The sequence below is a fragment of the Sporosarcina sp. BP05 genome (assembly GCF_014282005.1).
Taxonomy (GTDB): Bacteria; Bacillota; Bacilli; order Bacillales_A; family Planococcaceae; genus Sporosarcina.
The window spans coordinates 22,567-41,512 of sequence record NZ_JACFTD010000008.1; the positions used below are offsets into that span (position 1 = coordinate 22,567).

General features: G+C 42.9%; 18 protein-coding genes and 1 riboswitch. Of the genes, 13 read left to right on the forward strand and 5 right to left on the reverse strand.

The annotated features are described in order from the left end of the window. Positions 1-229 precede the first annotated feature (229 nt). From hprK to wrbA, 13 genes are all read left to right on the forward strand, one after another. Positions 230-1,144, forward strand: coding sequence for an HPr(Ser) kinase/phosphatase (gene hprK, locus H2672_RS10985; RefSeq protein ID WP_186671369.1), 915 nt, complete (start codon positions 230-232; stop codon positions 1,142-1,144). 415 nt (positions 1,145-1,559) lie between these two features. Then, positions 1,560-1,802, forward strand: coding sequence for a hypothetical protein (locus tag H2672_RS10990; RefSeq protein ID WP_186671370.1), 243 nt, complete (start codon positions 1,560-1,562; stop codon positions 1,800-1,802). A 227-nt stretch (positions 1,803-2,029) separates the two neighbouring features. Next, entirely contained in the window at positions 2,030-3,211 is a 1,182-nt protein-coding gene (locus H2672_RS10995) for a ParM/StbA family protein (RefSeq protein WP_186671371.1), read from the forward strand. A gap of 11 nt (positions 3,212-3,222) precedes the next feature. Next, complete coding sequence (locus tag H2672_RS11000; RefSeq protein WP_186671372.1) at positions 3,223-3,759, forward strand: hypothetical protein; 537 nt, start codon at positions 3,223-3,225, stop codon at positions 3,757-3,759. Between the two features lie 202 nt (positions 3,760-3,961). Further along, a complete protein-coding gene (locus H2672_RS11005; RefSeq protein ID WP_186671373.1) occupies positions 3,962-5,236 on the forward strand; it encodes an ATP-binding protein in 1,275 nt (424 codons plus the stop codon). 2 nt (positions 5,237-5,238) lie between these two features. Then, positions 5,239-6,123 carry a response regulator gene (locus tag H2672_RS11010; RefSeq protein ID WP_186671604.1) on the forward strand — a complete coding sequence of 295 codons (885 nt, stop codon included), beginning with the start codon at positions 5,239-5,241 and terminating at the stop codon, positions 6,121-6,123. A 142-nt stretch (positions 6,124-6,265) separates the two neighbouring features. After that, positions 6,266-7,540, forward strand: coding sequence for a cation:dicarboxylate symporter family transporter (locus H2672_RS11015; protein WP_186671374.1), 1,275 nt, complete (start codon positions 6,266-6,268; stop codon positions 7,538-7,540). Between the two features lie 343 nt (positions 7,541-7,883). Beyond that, positions 7,884-7,989: riboswitch (TPP riboswitch) on the forward strand. A 79-nt stretch (positions 7,990-8,068) separates the two neighbouring features. Further along, positions 8,069-8,899 carry a bifunctional hydroxymethylpyrimidine kinase/phosphomethylpyrimidine kinase gene (thiD, locus tag H2672_RS11020; RefSeq protein WP_186671375.1) on the forward strand — a complete coding sequence of 277 codons (831 nt, stop codon included), beginning with the start codon at positions 8,069-8,071 and terminating at the stop codon, positions 8,897-8,899. Then, entirely contained in the window at positions 8,892-9,551 is a 660-nt protein-coding gene (gene thiE, locus H2672_RS11025; RefSeq protein WP_186671376.1) for a thiamine phosphate synthase, read from the forward strand. The genes thiD and thiE overlap by 8 nt, the downstream gene beginning before the upstream one ends. A 55-nt stretch (positions 9,552-9,606) precedes the next feature. Further along, the gene (locus tag H2672_RS11030) at positions 9,607-10,809 is read left to right on the forward strand and encodes a DUF3238 domain-containing protein (protein ID WP_186671377.1); all 1,203 of its coding nucleotides are present in this window, start codon (positions 9,607-9,609) and stop codon (positions 10,807-10,809) included. Positions 10,810-10,990: 181 nt separating this feature from the next. Further along, positions 10,991-11,929: a ring-cleaving dioxygenase gene (locus H2672_RS11035; RefSeq protein WP_186671378.1), complete on the forward strand. Its 939-nt coding sequence runs from the start codon at positions 10,991-10,993 to the stop codon at positions 11,927-11,929. A 16-nt stretch (positions 11,930-11,945) separates the two neighbouring features. Continuing rightward, the gene (locus H2672_RS11040; RefSeq protein ID WP_186671379.1) at positions 11,946-12,557 is read left to right on the forward strand and encodes an alpha/beta hydrolase; all 612 of its coding nucleotides are present in this window, start codon (positions 11,946-11,948) and stop codon (positions 12,555-12,557) included. A 21-nt stretch (positions 12,558-12,578) separates the two neighbouring features. Continuing rightward, complete coding sequence (gene wrbA, locus H2672_RS11045) at positions 12,579-13,262, forward strand: NAD(P)H:quinone oxidoreductase (protein ID WP_186671380.1); 684 nt, start codon at positions 12,579-12,581, stop codon at positions 13,260-13,262. Between the two features lie 141 nt (positions 13,263-13,403). On the opposite strand, the gene H2672_RS11050 is transcribed toward wrbA, so the two are convergent. From H2672_RS11050 to H2672_RS11070, 5 genes are all read right to left on the reverse strand, one after another. After that, on the reverse strand, positions 13,404-13,946 hold the full coding sequence (locus tag H2672_RS11050; RefSeq protein WP_186671381.1) for a hypothetical protein: 543 nt from the start codon (positions 13,944-13,946) through the stop codon (positions 13,404-13,406). Positions 13,947-14,081: 135 nt separating this feature from the next. Beyond that, positions 14,082-15,257, reverse strand: a complete 1,176-nt coding sequence (locus tag H2672_RS11055) for an amidohydrolase (protein WP_186671382.1) — start codon at positions 15,255-15,257, stop codon at positions 14,082-14,084. Next, entirely contained in the window at positions 15,254-16,489 is a 1,236-nt protein-coding gene (locus H2672_RS11060; protein ID WP_186671383.1) for a Zn-dependent hydrolase, read from the reverse strand. Before H2672_RS11060 ends, H2672_RS11055 begins: the two co-directional genes overlap by 4 nt. Positions 16,490-16,529: 40 nt before the next feature. Continuing rightward, positions 16,530-17,717 (reverse strand): hypothetical protein, encoded by a 1,188-nt coding sequence (locus H2672_RS11065; protein WP_186671384.1) that lies wholly within the window; start codon positions 17,715-17,717, stop codon positions 16,530-16,532. A 232-nt stretch (positions 17,718-17,949) separates the two neighbouring features. Next, positions 17,950-18,843 carry a peptidylprolyl isomerase gene (locus H2672_RS11070; RefSeq protein ID WP_186671385.1) on the reverse strand — a complete coding sequence of 298 codons (894 nt, stop codon included), beginning with the start codon at positions 18,841-18,843 and terminating at the stop codon, positions 17,950-17,952. Positions 18,844-18,946: the final 103 nt, after the last annotated feature.

Consider the following 18,946-nt stretch of genomic DNA (forward strand, 5'->3'; position numbering starts at 1 on the left):
GTCATTCCCTCGATTTAAAAATGCCTTATTTTAATTCTGTTTAAAAAAGTAGTGTATAGAATGCGGGTACGTGGAAATATGTCTTACTTTACTCCGATTTCAGAAGACATATTTGACGACTTTGAAGAATTAATTAATGGACACAAAATTGTAGAACCTATTTGCGGTACATTAAGGGTAGGATAAAACAAAGAGGTTGAAATAGATGACCAAAGAATAGGGGACCGTTATGAAAAACATTACGATTGAAGAAATTATTCAAAAGTTTTCATTAGAGGTGTTAAGTGGACATGACCAATTACATCGTATAATAAAAAAAACTAAAGTACGTCGCCCAGGATTAGAGTTTATGGACAAATTTGATTTTATTGCAACGGAACATGTCCAAATACTGGGGAAAAACGAAGTTAATTATCTCCACACGCTGACAATTGAAGAGTGCAAGTTGCGGATTGCAAATATTGTTCAATATGCTCCTCCTTGTATCATTATTACATCCCAACAGGAAGAGCCGCTTGGCCTCATTCAATACTGTACGGAGGAGAAAATACCGGTGTTACGCACTCGTGATTCCACGAGTGAACTGAGCGCGAAATTGGATGCATATGTTGTGAAGGCGATGGCTCCGGAAATTGCAATACACGGTGTTTGTGTCAATGTTTCGGGGATGGGTATTCTACTCCGCGGCAAGTCAGGTGTAGGTAAAAGTGAGACGGCGCATACATTGATTGGTCGAGGACATCGGCTTGTAGCTGATGATGTCGTGGTATTGAAAAAGCTTAGCCCACAAACCTTGCTCGGCACACACGATGAAAACAGTAAAGAATTCCTCGCATTACGTAGTATTGGTTTGCTAAATGTGGTGCGTCTATATGGAAGAGCTGCTTTCCAGGATGAAACACGGATTGCACTGGACATCGAATTAACCAAATGGAAGGAAAATGATTTGAATAATGAATTGGAGCAGGAAACGAAGTTTGTGGAATACATGGATGTCCAGATTCCACATATTCAAATTCAACTCCAACCAGGTCGTGATATCGCAGGCTTGATCGAAGCCGCAGCGAATAACTGGTATTTAAAGCAGCAAGGCTATAGTGCTGTGGAGGAATTCATGAAACGGATTGAATCCGATACTCCTTAGTATTGAGTATCTGCACGGAGGGGATCTGGGAAATAGATAGCAATTTCATGAAGCATGGAACAGAGTAGACGTGAACTTTAAATGTCTACTCTTTTTGTATTTATAAAATGTTGTCGTTTTACCTTGTATAGAAACCTGCCGTTAGTCAGATTCTTCCTGGGTGCGTCTGAGGCACCTGAGTGCGGTGTAAGTTAAGTTGCATAGAATGACACTATTTAACCTGTAGAGGCACGTTAGAGGTCGTACTGAGAGGTCGGAATTGCTTGACGAACAGCAGACATGCTCGCAGTGAGGGGGCGTTTCATGAATTTTATTCAAAAGAGAGCCGTTATTTATTCGGCACTACTTATTTGGAATTAACTAGGCGGTATACCTCGCCTGCATAACGAACAAATCTAGCGAAGGAGCGACAAGTGTGAGCCGATGCAACAAGACCGACAGTGATCTTCTGACGGGCTTATTGCGTGAGGCCATCACCAAGCGACTAAGCGGTGTTGGAAGGACAGTCTATTTGTTAAGTGCAGACTATTTAGGCGAGTTCTATATCGGCTTGCAGATGGGTAGGGAAGAGAGAGAAGGGCTTACACCGAACTTAGGGAAAATTCCATATCAACCACTTTCGTGGGTGTACACATTAATAGTGTGGTTGTATACGTAATAGTATAGTTGTACACGTTATTGTATACATAAGTAAACAAGAGTGTAAACATGTATACAAACAAGTACACAACCAGTATCTATATAGGTATACGTTAATGTATACAAGTTTACAGCTAAGTACACAATATTACATTTGTATGTTAAGTAGTTGAATAGGATTGACCTGCCAACAAAATTCCAGTACCATTTCAATAGAAAGATAGAATATTGGGGAGGATGATTTTTATGACAGAAACTCGTATTGCAGCAATTGACGTAGGAAACGATTCATTGAAAGCCATTTTCGGTAAGTTGGAAGCAGAACTTAATATACCAAATGTAATTGCACAAGATGTTGCAGATCGTCCAGTTATCGGTATTGAAGAACTCGACAACCAAGAACCTACTGAAGGCATTCATATTCGTTTACACTCCCCAACATTAAAAGATAATAACGCTATTTATCGTGTTGGGAATCTTGCTACTAAAAGTGGGAATTCAACTGAACTAGATCCAGGCAGCAACAAGTCTGAGGAAGATCAAACTTTGGTTATGTTGTTCGCGGCTCTGGCATTAGATGCAGCTCGTGACGAAAATAAAGGCATTTTTAAACGTAATAATAATGTAATTGAAGCTACGTATACACTAGGCACAGGACTTCCACTTAGGGAAGTAAAGGAAGGGAAAGATGTTGGTTATCGTTCTCAGTTGCTTAGCTCTGTTCACCAAGTAGAGTTTTTAGTTACACCTAAATATCAAGGTATAAAAGTAAATATTAAGTTTGATGAAGTAAAAGTTTATCCAGAAGGTTTTGCCGCGTTTATCAACCTTGTCATGGATAATAATTTAAATATCATTAACAAGGAATTAATCGATAAACAAATCTTGATACAAGACATTGGTGGGTTATCAACGGATGTTGCGGTCATTAGAAACCGTAAAGTGGATGACGATAAGGCGCAAGGCTTCAACTTAGGAGTGTCAGAGTCTCTTGATGCGATTCGGGAAGAAATTTACGCTAGACATGGCGTAGAGTTGGACAGCCGTCTAGACGTTGTGGATATTATTACGAAGAAAAATAACCGTAATCACATCATGGTAAAAGGAAGCCGGACAAGCGTGCATGATATTGTAGACCGGATTCTCTTAGAATTAGCGAAAAAGCAATACCGTCATTTACGGAATGTATGGGCAAGAAACTCGCAATCTGAGATCTGTTATTTCATCGGCGGGGGCTCTATTGTCCTTAAAGATTACCTTAAAACGTTGAATAATAGCTTAGATGGCTATAACATCGATTTCTTTGAAGATGAAAAAGAAAGCGTTTGGATGATGGCCAATGCTTATTACAAATTAATTTCAGATTTTGCGAAAAAAAGCCAGAAAGTAAAATACAAAGAAGAAGAAAAGTTCGTTAAAACAAAGTAAGGTGATAATTCATGAGTGAAACAGGATTGAAGAGGGGACAGCCTATTACATTTCGTCTCCCATCGGATACATCTGATCAGACACTGAAGCAACTGCAAAAGTTAAAAGAAGTCGAAAGAAGAAACTTTTCCAGTAAAATTGCGGAATTCGTGATAGACGGGGTCAATGATTCTCTTTTAAAGCACAGAGAGGCCATCACAATTCCGCTTCCGAAAGGGTTAACTAAAGCACAACGCGATTGGTTAAAGCATGAACATTCCGAGGCGCTTTTGGGGAGTATCGTCTATCAGCTGATGTCTGATCCGAACCGTACGGCTGCACTCTTTGCATCACTGAATAGCAATGCGATAAACGTAGATGATGCTTTATATCTTCAGGAAGAAACGAGCGCTGACGTAGAACTGGAGATAGAAGATCACTTAATAAGTACTGATATGAATGATGACCTGGATAACTTTGATTGGGAACAGTTAAAGGGGCCAGAAGAAAGATCTGTTGAAGATGAGGAAGACCCTTTAAGTGACTTCCTTGCTCAGATGAATAAATAATGTTGGGTGCCTGTGTAAGAAAACACTGTGAATGCTGAATCATTCATGGTAGTTTGTTGCGCAGGCACTTTTTGTTATGATTTCTTTAGTCGTAAAGAGACAAATTTGTTGATTTTTTTGAATTCGGTCCTTGCTCATTACGAGTAGTGCTATAATTTCATTGAAGGAAGTCTTTATACATAATTATAAGCGGGAGAATATCATGCCAAAAAAAATCTTCAATCAGAAATTAATGAGATCGAATATAACCGTGTTGGTTTTAACGGCAGTATTGACGGCGGTCGTTGGTGAATTTAAAGTTATTCCTTTCAGCGGAGAGGTTTTTCGTTTTGGAATGGGGAGTATTGTATATTTTTTACTGTTTCTTATTCGACCACCAGCGTCTCCTATTTTAACGGGGTTCGTAACGGGTATAACAGTTGTTTCTTTTCGACTGCTTATGGATATGAGGCTTGAAGCGTTTAATTTATTGGCAAGTTTGAACAATCATTTGCCTACTTTTTTGTTTTACTTTTTTTTTGCCCTTGGGGTAAGTATCATCAATATAGAGAAGTATAAAACGTTCCCGTTACTATTAGGGGCTTGTGCAGCGCTATTCGATTTTGTTGGCAACAGCGCCGAGTTCCTTATGCGTGACCTGCTGTTACATCGTGGGGGCCTGAATGTGAAGGACTTAGCTTTGGTTAGTGGGGTTGCATTATTCCGCAGTTATTTTGTTGTGGGGTTATGCAGCTCCATTACGATAGCGGAACAAAAGAAGCGCATGCAAGAAATGCTCGGCGTCGGTTCAGAACTGTATGCGGAAACGCTTTACTTGCAAAAGTCGATGAATCCTATTGAACAAATTACAGCATCGAGTCATGATCTATATCGGAAGTTGAAAAAGGAAAACCTTCAGACGTTGAGTGTACAGGCATTAGCCATAGCGCAGGAAATCCATGAGGTGAAGAAGGATTCACAGCGTATTTTGTCGGGGCTATCCAAAATCACGAACGTAAAACGGCATGATGTGTTCTTACTTTCTGATTTACTGGGTTTCGTTGTGACGGCGAATGAAAAATATAGTGAGCTGTTAAAGAAGACGATTACTTTCCGATTGTCGGCAACCGTCGATTTTGAAACGGACCAACATATCCCCCTGCTTGCATTGTTGAATAATCTTACCGCCAACGCTGTTGAATCCATTGCGGATACAGGGGAGATTGATTTTGAATTGTATGAGGACGAGGAGCGCATCTGTATCAAGATAAAGGATAGCGGCAAAGGCATTGCGAAAGAGGACGTCCCAATCATTTTTGAACCAGGTTATACGACGAAATTTAACGACCGTGGCGTTGCTGCAACGGGAATTGGCCTATCTCATGTACAGGAGATCCTTCAGACGTTGGAAGGTCGAATTCAAATCGAAACGCTGGGAAAAGGAACGATTTTTTATGTTTGGATTCCGATTCATACCATTCGAAAGAGAGTTGAATAATGCTGCGCTATTATATAATTGATGATGATATGGCAAGTCGAAGAATGCTGGAGAAAGTCATAGTAGAAGGCGATCTCGGTATGGTAATCGGTGATGCCGAAAGTGGTGTGAAGGCAATTTCACCCGTCCTTTCATTGCAACCTGATATTGTTTTGGTCGATTTGTTAATGCCTGGATTGGATGGGATTGAAACGATGGAGCAATTGAAGAATCAAGGTTTTCAAGGGCAATTCATCATGATTTCTCAAGTTGTCAATAAAGAAATGGTCGGAGAAGCGTATGAAAAAGGAGTAGAATTTTTCATACATAAGCCAATAAATCGTGTGGAAGTGCAGAGTATTTTAAGAAAGACCGCGGAGAAATCACGTTTAAAAGATTCGTTGATTGCAATCCGGGAGTCGTTGGCACATATTGGGCCGGCTGTTAAAACGATAAAGCATCGAAATGTGAAAGAAATTGTTTCATCCATATTGAACGACATGGGGATTATCGGTGAAGTGGGTAGTGGTGATATTGTCGCGATGATTGAAATTCTAATGAGTCAGCAGGGGCGGGGTAGCCAATTACCGCCGTTAAAAGAGTTATATGAAGCGGTTGCAGGCAAGATGAATAATGTGGACATCAACAAAGAGAGTAAAGCGATTGAGCAACGGATTCGCAGAACGATTCTTGTAGCTATCAATCATTTGGCTTCGTTGGGAGCGGTGGATTACACGACTCGAGAGTTTGAGTATTATGCACCTCGTTATTTTGACTTTCAAGAAATACGTAATCGAATGAAACAGATTCAAGAAGACAGTCATGAGCCAATGAAAGTGAAAATTAATTGTAAGAAATTTATTCAAGTTTTATACCTTGAAACCGGTGATAAGTTTGGTCAGACTTGAGTACGAGTACCTAATTTTAAGAAAATACTGAATTATAAAATGTAGGATTTCGTCGGATTTGATAAGTTGACCCTATTATTATCTCTAAACCTAATCCTGAACTATGGAAGCGGTTTCATTTTGGAGAAGGGGTGAATGATTGATGAAGAAAAAATTTAAATTTACTTTAGCCTATCAAATTCTTGCGGGATTAATTTTAGGGATTGCTGTGGGTGGTATTTTTTACGGGAATCCGGCTGTGGAAACCTATTTGCAACCACTTGGTACAATCTTCATTAGCATGATTAAAATGATTGTGGTTCCAATTATCGTTTCTACATTAATTATTGGCGTTGCTGGGACTGGGGATATCAAGAAATTAGGTAAACTCGGCGGGAAAACATTGATCTATTTTGAAGTTGTCACGACGATTGCGATACTTGTCGGTTTGTTGGCTGCTAACCTATTCCAGCCAGGTATGGGCATCGACATGTCTGCGCTTACGAAAACGGATATATCTAAGCATGTTGAAACGACTGAAGCCATGGCGGATAACGGCCTCATTGACATCATTGTCAATATTGTTCCGACGAATATTATTCAGTCCTTGGGTGAGGGGAATATGTTGTCGATTATTTTCTTCTCCGTTTTGTTTGGTTTAGGGGTTGCTGCAATTGGTGATAGAGGAAAACCGGTGCTGGCATTTTTCCAAGGAACTGCGGATGCCATGTTCTGGGTCACGAACTTGGTTATGAAATTCGCACCGATTGGGGTATTTGGGTTAATCGGTGTAACGGTTTCGAAATTTGGATTGCAATCATTGATCCCACTTGGAAAACTGGCGCTACTTGTCTATGTAACGATGATTTTCTTTATTATTGTTGTCTTGGGCATCATTGCAAAAATGGTTGGTACGAGTATTTTCCGCCTTATGAAAGTGCTGAAAGATGAACTGCTTTTGGCGTTTACCACAGCAAGTTCGGAAACGGTGTTGCCTAGAATTATGGAGAAAATGGAGAAGTTCGGTTGTCCGAAAGATATCGTCTCCTTTGTTATTCCGACGGGGTATTCATTTAACTTGGATGGATCAACGTTGTATCAGGCGTTGGCGGCGATGTTCATCGCTCAGATGTATGGGATTGAATTGAGTATTTCGGAACAAATTACGTTAGTGCTGGTCTTAATGGTAACGTCAAAAGGCATGGCAGGGGTGCCGGGGGCTTCGTTCGTTGTTTTACTAGCGACTTTGGGAACTGTCGGTATACCACTGGAAGGCTTGGCGTTTATTGCGGGGATCGATCGGATTCTAGATATGGCACGTACGGCTGTCAACGTTGTTGGCAACGCGCTAGCGACTGTTGTATTGTCGAAGTGGGAAGGTCGGTTTGACCCTGAGAAAGAGGATACGTACTTCGCGGCTACTGAAAAATTGGCGTAAGGTCAAATTTAGCGTTTAAGAAAGATAAAAAGCAGGCAGTTTCTCGAACCTTTTTGGTTTAGGGAAACTGCCTTTTGGTTGGGAATGTTAACGCATTGTAAGATTAGTTAGTATGACACCTGCGATAATAACGAGTACTCCGAAAAGACTGAGCCACATGGATTTGTCGGGATTATTCGGTCTGCTGTCTGCTCGGTGCATAGGTTTGGCCTTCTTTCGGTTTATGTCTTTACCTATACTCTTCCCGACCCTAGAGTAGAATAAACTACTTAGCTGAAATAGACCAATCATTCCCACATCTCTTCATCAACTATGTTACACTTGCTACAAAGCTGAATAGTTTAACAACCACTAGGGGAGCCTTTTTTAGGCTGAGACGTGCATGAATGCGCGGACCCTTGGAACCTGATCCGGATTATACCGGCGTAGGAAAGTGGGCACGCCTTTTATGAACAGCAAAATGGCTAGCCGCTTTCTTACGCCACCGGAAAGCGGCTTTTTAGTATAAATAAAAGGGTGGCGAATCAGTTGGTACATGTGGCATTGACAATTGCGGGGTCGGATAGTGGCGGCGGGGCAGGTATACAGGCGGACTTGAAGACATTTCAGGAACTAGGCGTGTTTGGTACATCGGCACTGACGGCGGTAACAGCTCAAAATACATGTGGGGTGTCGGCGATACAGCCGATAGACGCTGCTGTTGTTACAGCGCAAATTCGGGCGGTTATGGAAGACTTCGACATAAAAGCGATAAAGACGGGTATGTTATTTTCGGCGGAGATTATCCATGCGGTGGCAGATGCATTTCATTGGCGTGGCATTCCGCTAGTCATTGATCCGGTAATGATTGCGAAGGGCGGTGCTTCATTGTTAAAAGATGAAGCGGTTGTGGCGCTGAAGACGGTTCTTCTACCACATGCAGCTATTGTGACTCCTAATATTCCGGAGGCAGAAGTACTTGCTGGAATGGAGATAAAGTCGGAAATAGACATGGAACAAGCAGCGAAGCATATAATAGCCCTGGGCGCGAGGGCGGTTCTCATTAAAGGGGGCCATCGAAAAGAAGCATCTTTTGCGGAAGATTTGTTCATGGGGGCCGACGGGGAACGGTTTTTGGTTCGTGCACCCTGGATTGATACGAAAGACACGCATGGAACGGGGTGCACGTATTCAGCGGCACTGACAGCGTTTTTGGCAAATGGCGAAACGGCAGCAAATGCAGTTGTATCTGCAAAATGTTTCATCCACGCAGCAATTGAAGATGGACTTAAAATTGGTGGCGGTCATGGTCCGACGAATCATTGGGCATATGGACGCCGCGGCAACAAGACAATGGAAGGGGTTGTAGTTTATGGATAAGCAAACAGTTAACTTATATTTCATCATGGGCACAGTGAATTTGGCGGGACGCGATCCGTTGCATGTCTTAGAAGAGGCGCTAAAGGGCGGCGTAACGAGCTTTCAATTACGTGAAAAAGGTCCCGGCGCGTTAACGGGTGAAGAATTGAAGGCTTTCGCACTTGCGTGTCAGCAATTATGTGAACAATATAGTGTGCCCTTCATCATCAATGATGATATAGATCTTGCGATTGAAATTGGTGCAGATGGCGTTCATATCGGGCAGGAGGACGGATACATTTCGGCAGTGCGCAAGAGGGTTGGTCTAGACATGCTAATTGGTGTTTCTACGCATAATGTGGCGGAAGCGCTAGCAGCAGCTGATGCGGGTGCGGACTATATCGGTCTTGGCCCAGTTTACGAGACGCAGACGAAAAGTGATACGCAACCTGTTATTGGTCTTGAAGTGGTTAGCGAAGTGGTATCGTTATTACCTGGATTGCCAATTGTTGCGATTGGCGGTATTTCTGAACGCAAAGCCAGCGCAGTTATAAAAGCCGGTGCTTCAGGGGTAGCGGTTATTTCCGCGATTTCCGGTGAAGAAGATCCTGGAGAAGCAGCAAGTCGTTTAAAAGGCGCAGTCCTACTTTCGTTGACAGGTATCGAAATGTAATGTTTAACCATTCGCGAAATACACCACACTTCCAAGTAAGGGGCGTGGTGTGCGGATGAAAAAGAAACTGTTTGAAATACAAACCGTTTTGCATAAGGCGGATTTGATTTATTTCACATGGAATGATGTCGGAGGAACTTACTGCGTCTATAAAGACGGACATCATTTGTATGAAGGAACGGTCTCCGAATTTAGTGATGGTGATTTCAAGCATGCGAAACTATATAATTACGTAATCGAACGTGTGGAAGCTGGCGTCGTTGTTGACATTATTGTCATGCAGACGTCAGCATTTGCTGAACAGAAAAACAAGGAAAACCCGCTTCAGTCGCTCGTCATGACAACGATTGTCGCAAAGACGCAAATTGCGTTGTCCTGGGAAGAAATAAAGGATGTCGCTGAGTATGACGTCTACCGAAATGGGACGTACATGACAACTGTGGCCAACAATCGCTACATTGACAGGGATTTTTCATTGGATGAAATCTATGCGTATACCATTGAATCGAAGCGTCCGCTTGTGAAGTCGGAAGAACGATTTAACGTATTTCAGTCGATTGTCTCCACTGTATTTGGGATGTTGAACCCGGTTTCATCGAAGGAAGAAGCTGCGATTGAACGGTTTTCGGTGACCAAAGTCATTGCCAAGCCGATAGAGTTACTAATTCCTGTTCAAGACAGAGTGCTCCGCCTAAATGTAGACAGATGGGGATTCCGCTACATGACGTTTTTAGAGGATGACTGGGTGTTAAATCCGAATCTATTGTCGCGAAATCGTTATTTTAAAGGGGATGACAGGGGATTTGATGTAAATGGGGCCTCTTATCGCACGCGGGTGGCCGTCGACCTGGCATATGATCTTGAACGTTCTCCGTTGACGTTTACGCGGGATGTTGGACCGTCGATTGCCTATGATGCTTTCAAGCGCTTTAGGAAACAAGCGACTGCTTCACCCGACGGGATTATGTTGAAACGGACGAATCACGGGGAAGACGAAGCGGGATTTTGTCTCTTACATGCTGTTGGAAATCCCCTATCAACGGCACCTGACATTAACTATGAAGTACGTGCAGTTATGCGGCGGGACGGAACGTTTGATATGACGGGCTACCACGATCAGGCGCCCCATCATGAGATTTACTTGATGCGCGGCGCAAGGGATGACTGGAAGCCAATCCACCAGGCGGAAAGTAAGGGGCTTGCATGGATGTCGGAAGTAATTGCATGGCAATACTGGCGAATATCAAATTTTGAATAGTAAACGATGAACCCTTCCAGTGTCATGAATGGAAGGGTTTTTGAATATCTGAAAAGGAAATGTCTAAGTCAGTATTAAATGCATATTCAAGCCAACTTATTGACAATGAAAACATCACTTGATATGATTATCTTGAATTCAAGATAAATAACTTTCTACTACATTTAAGGAGAGAATCGATATGAAGAAAAGATCAATGGGTATTCATCATATAACTGCAATCGTCGGACATCCGCAAGAAAACGTCGACTTTTACGGGGGGGTTCTTGGGTTACGTCTTGTAAAGAAAACCGTCAACTTCGATGATCCGGGCACGTACCACCTTTACTTTGGTGATGGAAACGGTGCACCGGGTACGATCATTACATTTTTCACATGGCCTAATGCTCGCCAGGGAACAATTGGGGATGGTCAAGTCGGTGTTACGTCGTACGCAGTGCCAGTTGGGGCAATGACTTTCTGGGAAAACCGTCTTGAGAAGTTTAAGATTGCGTTTAGCAAATCAAACCGTTTTGGCGAAACATATGTATCATTTGATGATCCACACGGTTTGAAAATTGAGATTGTCGAGCGAGAAGATGGGGTAAAGAATGAATGGACGGTTGGTGAAGTAACTGCGGATGTCGCTATAAAAGGGTTCGGCGGCGCAACGCTATTATCTACTCAACCTGAAAAAACGGCTCATCTTCTTGAACGGGTTATGGGGCTTGAAAAAATCGGTAAAGAAGGCGAATACATGCGATTTCGCTCAACAGCAGACATCGGCAATGTCATCGATGTGAAAACGACATCATCAGGTCGTGCACAAATGGGTGTCGGCACAGTTCACCATATCGCTTGGCGTTCTGAAGATGATGCGGATCAACTGGACTGGAAATCACTTGTTGAAGAGAACGGTTACGGTGTGACGCCGGTGAAAGACAGAAACTATTTCAATGCGATTTACTTCCGAGAACATGGGAATATTTTGTTTGAAATCGCAACTGACGCGCCAGGATTTGCACATGATGAGTCAGTGGAAACGATGGGTGAAAACCTCATGCTTCCAGCGCAATATGAAAAAAATCGCGAACAGTTGGAATCATCTTTGATCCCTTTTGTAGTGCGCGAAATTGATTAAATAAGGAGATTGAGCTATGAAACATATCTATAAACCAGGTAAAGATGATTCGAAACCGGTGTTGCTTTTGCTTCATGGTACAGGGGGCACAGAACAGGATTTACTGGGACTTGCCGACTTAATTGATCCGGATGCGGGTGTACTAAGTGTTCGAGGAAATGTCCTTGAAAATGGAATGCCGCGTTTCTTCCGTAGATTGGCGGAAGGTATATTTGATGAAGAGGATTTAATCTTCCGTACGAAGGAATTGAATGCGTTTCTTGATGAAGCCGCTAAAGAAAATGGCTTTGACAGGTTGAATGTCATTGCGGTTGGTTATTCTAATGGAGCGAACATCGCTGCAAGTTTGCTGTTCCATTATGCAGAGGCTTTGAAAGGCGCAATTCTTCATCACCCAATGGTTCCGAGACGTGGAATCGACTTGCCCGATTTAGCTGGCATTCCGGTGTTCATCACCGCGGGGAAAAACGATCCGATTTGTCCTGCGAAGGAGTCAGAAGATCTGGATGAATTGTTGGTGGGTGCGGGTGCAGTGACGGAAATTCACTGGGAAATGAACGGCCATTCGTTGACGCGTACAGAAGTGGATGCGGCGGCAGAATGGTACAAAACAATTTTCGGGAAATGAAACAAGAAGTGGAGACAGAAAATGAGTTTTTTAGACAGGTTATTCGGAAAGACAACTAGGACAACTATAGAGGAGACGGTAAAAATGACAAAAACAAAAACAGCAATCGTATACTACAGTTCAGGCGGTACAAACTACCAATTGGCACAATGGGCGGCTGAGGCAGCTGAAGCAGCAGGTTCTGAAGTAAGGTTAATGAAAGTGGCTGAAACGGCTCCGCAAGCTGTAATCGATTCGTCTCCGGGCTGGAAAGCAAATGCCGAGGCAACGAAAGATGTTCCTTTTGCAACAGGAGAAGATCTTGAATGGGCAGACGCAATTATCTTTAGCGTACCAACACGTTTCGGTAATGTACCTGGGCAAATCCAAAGTTTCTTTGACACATTAGGTGGTTTTTGGTTCCAAGGAAAACTCGCTAATAAAGCAGTAAGTGCAATGTCATCTGCACAAAATCCGCATGGCGGTCAGGAAGCAACAATCCTGTCTCTTTACACAACAATGTACCACTGGGGAGCAGTTGTTGCGGCGCCAGGTTACACAGATGCAGTTACATTTGCAGCAGGCGGTAACCCGTACGGTACAAGTGTAACAGTCGGACAAGATGGAAAAATAGCTGACGACGCAGCGACAATTAAAGCCGCAGTTGCTCATCAAGCTGGACGTACAGTAAAAGTTGGAGCAGCATTGAAAAGTATGAATGCATAATCTTGAGTGAAGCCGACCTGTGATGGGTTGGCTTTTTCGTGTTTAGAAATGGGTTGATCTATATTTGGAAAATGACCGAACATATAAGTTGTAAACTGATCATAAACCCCGCACTCCCGATCATAAACCTTTGCAAATAACTTATTTAACTTTCTTCGACCGCGGCCAGATGAAGTACGAAATAGAAATGATAAAGTCAATCCCGAGAACGAGTGCCCATACTTTTAAGGTGGCGGATAGTACTTCTGTTCTTGCTGGATCCCCGATGAAATAAATCATTGCGACAAGGAAAACGCCGCCGATTATATAAGCAAGCAGATGTTGCAATGTACCTTTCATCGAGTGGCGAGCGTGTTCGAATCCAGCCTTACGTACAGGTTTTGTCCCCGTTTTTTGAATGTAGAATCGAAACCGTTCATCAGCCCAATGGATCATGCTTTTGCCGAACGCTATGGAAGAACCGAGATAGATAGCCGCAATGGCGTGTACTTGCGTTGCGGTTGCCCCGTTGTATAGGTCGGTTGCTGTGACGATGAGTAGTATTAAATCGATAACCGGCGTCAAAGCAAGAAAGAAAAAACCGAGCTTTTCTCGTTTGGAAATATAGCGGGTGATAAGACCGAGAGCAATGACGACCCAGAAACCAATTTCGCAGGCAACGATCGTCCAAGCAATGAAATTCATAGGAACACCTCTTTTCATCGAGTTGTAATTAAGTAGGTTTATCATAGCACACTGATTATATGGTTAACGGTTGCTGATTTATCACCGCCACACAAAAAAAACGGAAAAGCCGAATCAGCTTTTCCGTTCCTTTAATTACTTATTCAAATAAGCCCACGCATACTGTGCGTACAGTTCTGCGCCAGTAGCGAGCGCGTCTTCGTCGATATCGAAGTTGCCGTGGTGATGTGACCACTCCGTATCTTTCTCCGAATTTCCACTACCAACAAGTGCAAAACTTCCGGGTGCTTTGTCGAGGAAGAACGAGAAATCTTCGGCGCCCATCGTTGGTTTTTCATCATATACAACATTTGGACCGAATGCTTCAGCTGCAACTTGCTGAACGAGGTTCGCACTCTCTAAGTCGTTGACAACGGGCTGTGTACCGCGGATATACTCAACTTCCGCAGTCGCACCGTACATGTCAGCAACGCTTTTGGCGTATTGTGAAATGCTTTTTTCGATATGATTGCGCGTGTCTTGATTGAACGTACGAACCGTACCTTCGATTAACGCATTCTCAGCTATAATGTTGAAACGCGTGCCAACTTCCATTTTACCGACAGTCAGTACAGCTGGATTTTGCGGATCAATTGTCCGTGAAATGACAGTCTGGACATTCATGACGAACGAAGAAGCAACGAGTGCTGCGTCGATACAGTCCTGAGGAATGGCACCATGTCCGCCTTTGCCTGTGAAGTGGACTTTGAAAATGTCAGCTGCAGCGAATGATGGTCCTGGTGTACAAGAAACTTTATGCGTCGGCATTTGCGACCAGATGTGGATGCCGAAAACATTGTCAACGCCGTCCATTGCGCCTTGGTCGACCATCGCTTTTGCACCTTGCGCAATTTCTTCAGCAGGTTGGAAGAGAAGGCGTACGTTACCCGGCAGCTCATCTTTCACATCGGATAATGCTTTTGCAGCGATTAGCAACATCGATGTGTGTGCATCGTGGCCGCAAGCGTGCATTTTTCCTTCAGTCTTGGAAGCATAGGGTACATGTGTATTTAATTGTTCAACAGAGAGTGCATCCATATCGCCACGCAGTGCGACTGTTTTGCTGCCCGATGCTCCTTTAATTTCAGCGATGACGCCGGTAGGTTCCGTCTTGCGGTAGGGAATACCGAGTCCATCCAAATAAGCGCAAATGAACGCAGTTGTTTTTACCTCTTCAAACGACAGTTCTGGTTCACTATGCAATTTGCGTCGCAGTGCAGTCAGTTCGTCGCTATAGTTTGTGATGGCTTCTTTTATTTTTTGATTGATCATACTGTTTTGGCCTCCGTTAATCGCTTTGCCGTTTCATAGATAATAGTCGTGCCGTCTGCAAGGTCACCTGGATCCGACCATTCTTCAGGACAATGACTTAGCCCGTTTTTACTTGGGATGAACACCATTCCGCAAGCCGTGAAATCTGAAAACACCATCGCATCATGGCCTGCTCCGCTATTAATCGAACAATAAGGAATTTCAAGATGGTCACTCGCTTCTTTCAGTAAAGAGCGAATGTCGCTATCGAGTTCTTTCGGCTCAATGTAGAGTTGCTGTTCAATTGATGTGCGAATGCCATTGCCATCTTGTTGTGCAATCAATTCATTCACTTTGTGTAACGCATTCAGTACATGCGCTTCTTTACCTGAACGAATATCTACGCTGAAGACAACTTTGTCTGGGATAACATTTGCTCCGTTCGGAAAGACGTTTAACCGGCCCGTTGTGATGACGGTACCTTCGCCTTCACCGCTTGCAATACCTGGGAAGGCCGCAATGATGTGCGCCGCTGAAACGAGTGCATCAGAGCGCCTAGCCATTGGCGTTGTACCCGCATGTCCAGCTTGGCCTTGTACAGTCACTTCCAATTGTGTCAGCCCAACAATTGCTTCAACGACACCAATTTGAATGTTTGTTTCCTCAAGAATCGGGCCTTGTTCAATGTGCAGCTCAAGGAATGCTTTAATCGTTTTCGGATCTCGTTTTTTCTCATTTTCCGGGTTGACCCAGATATCCGCCATCGCATCTACTGCTAAAATACCATCTTTATCGGCAAGCGTTTTGAAATCTTCTGCTGTCAATAAACCCATCATCCCACGTGAGCCCATTAGACCGCCGCCAAAACGTGAGCCTTCTTCTTCAACGAGTGCAATGATTTCAAGTGGGTAGGTGGGCTTAAGATTGTTCTCTTTGAACAATGCGGCAACTTCTAATCCAACAACAACACCTGCAGTGCCGTCATATGCTCCGCCATTTGGAACAGAGTCAAAGTGGGAACCAACGATGACGGAAGGGGCGTCAGGTAACGTACCTTCAAGTTTGCCGAATATATTACCAAACCCATCTTCCGTGACTGTTAGACCGTACTCCGTCATTGCTTCCTTAATGTAATTGCGTGCTTGTAAATCTTCTTTGCTATACGTTAATCGCGTCACACCCGCACCAGGCGTAGCTGTAAATCGACTCAACAATTCGATATGTTGTTCAATCCGTTGTTGATTGGCTGTCATGTCTATTCCTCCTCGTTTGACTAGCTTCTAAATTTGCCTATTACAGGAATCCGACGAAGAGGCCTGCAAGGATAACCGAAACCATCGTGACACTTATAAATCCACCGACGAGCATTGGGGGTAACATATGACTTGTCAAAGCTTCTCTTTCTTTCTCATCTTCCGTTAATGAATTGATGACTTCGTTGGTAATAATGTAGTCTGCTGGGAAGCCGTATAACGCAGTTAACGAAACGGCAAACGCCATTTCTTTACTCACTTTTAGCACTTTCCCCATAAACAAGGAGAAGATATACATGCCGACGACGCCCAATACGATACAGCCGACTAGGGGATACAGAATTTCCATCATCATGGAAGGCGTCGCTTTTTTCAAACCGTCAAAAATGAACAGCATAAGTGCCATCATTGCTAATCCAAAGCCATTTGCTTTTTGCAGTACGTGGCGTTCCAAAAAACCGATACTTGTTGCGATAATACCGAACAATAAGCAAAGCACATAAGGACTGACTGTCACGATAGGTGCCAGCAATGTAGAAACGAGATACGCAAGGAAGCCAACAAATGCAAGGCGGAAAAATTTGAAGTAATCTGTATTGAATTTATCAGGCATCCTCTTAAATAGCTTAAGTTCACGTGGTTCTGAGCCAGTTGCTTGGGGGCCAGCACTTTTCACCTTCAGATCACCTTTGCGATACTTTTCAAGAAGCATTTTTCCTTCTTTTTTAAGAACAATTGACGTAAGGGGATAACCCGCGAAGCCTTGCATAACGTAAATGACAATCGCGAATACAGCCAATGTTGCGAGTCCGGCGTTAGCAGCGCCTTCTGACATGATCAGCGCAGATACAACACCGCCGACAAGAGGTGGAATTGCAACGATGATTGTTTCAATACCAAATAGCAGTGTACCGATTCCGAATAAAGCAACGACAATTCCTAGAATTCCAGCAAGGGAAATTAAAATGGTTTTCCATTGTTCTTTCAGTTGTTGAAGGGATAGCAATGTACCCATATTGGTAATGAGTAAATAAATCATCATTGACGCGACAGTAGGTGGTACGCCGGCAAGTGAAACAATATCTTGCGGGAAAAACGTCCAATAGCCTAGCAAGAAAAGGACGGCGCAGACGAAAACGGATGGAATCCACGCTTTCGTCCGAACGGAGACGACATCTCCGATATATAAAATAGCTACTAATATTACTAAAGCTAACATTTGCGACATAGTATTCATCCCCTTCAGATAATATAGAATTTTTACTATAGTATCATAAAGCTTTGTCGAATAATAGTGAATTTTACACATTGTATATAATATATCGCGATGAAATTGAGTGAAAGCGCTTACTAGTAAACTGTTGGCAATTCATTATATTAGTTGAACGAATAAAAAACTCCCTACAATGCAGTATCTATCATTCTGCATTGTAGGGAGTTCAGTTTACTGGATAAGTAACTTATTTTGTTAGTAACGAATTCTCGATTTTATAATTCAGCTTTACTTCATCTAACCAATTTACGTACTCTGCTTGTACACCTTCTTCTAGTAATAGTCCTTTTATTTCTTCCTTAAGCTCACTTAATTCGGCTTCTTTTGCTGCTTTCTTGTCGGTTACATGAATAATATGATAACCGTGTTCTGTTTTTATAGGGTCGCTAATTGCATCAACTTTCATTGAAAATGCTGCTTCTTCAAATTCGGCTACCATTTTGCCGCGGGGGAAAAGGCCTAATTCTCCGCCATTTTCCGCACTCATTGTATCTGTTGAGAACTCTTTTGCAAGTGTAGCGAAATCCTCTCCGTCTGCAAGTTTCTTCGCCACCTTTTTCGCTGTGGCTTCGTCTTCCACTAAAATATGGCTGGCTGCGACTTGTTCTTCCTCGTTGAAGGACTCTTTGTTTTCTTCGAAGTACGCCTTAATGTCCTCATCAGTGATCTTGATGCGTGGTTCAATTATTTTTCGAATAGATAAATAATCAACAATATTCTCTTTGAATTCTTTCTCTGTCATAGCATTTGTCTTGAGTGCAGCGTCAAAAGCTTCCTGTCCACCGGCGTTTTCGACGTATATTGCAAGTTCTGCATCTACTTCTTTATCAGAAACGGAGACTTTTTCTTTTTTCAACTCAAGTGCAACGACTTTATCATCAATCATTGCAGTAAGGGCTTCTTGCCCAGCTGATTGAACGAGAACTTCATATAATTCATCTTTCGTAATTTTTTCATCACCTATAGTTGCTACGGTTTCATCTGTTGATGCCTTTGAATCTTTTGAGCAGCCTGTTGTGACAGTTAGAATAATTGCGAGTAGACTGACTGTTAACAATGGGAATAACCTTTTTTTACGCATGTTTTAATTCCTCCAATAGTTGATATGAATTCATTCTACAGGAGAAATATGAACAAACTATTACCAAATTAAAAACAGCCGCTACGCGAGATGCGTAACGGTT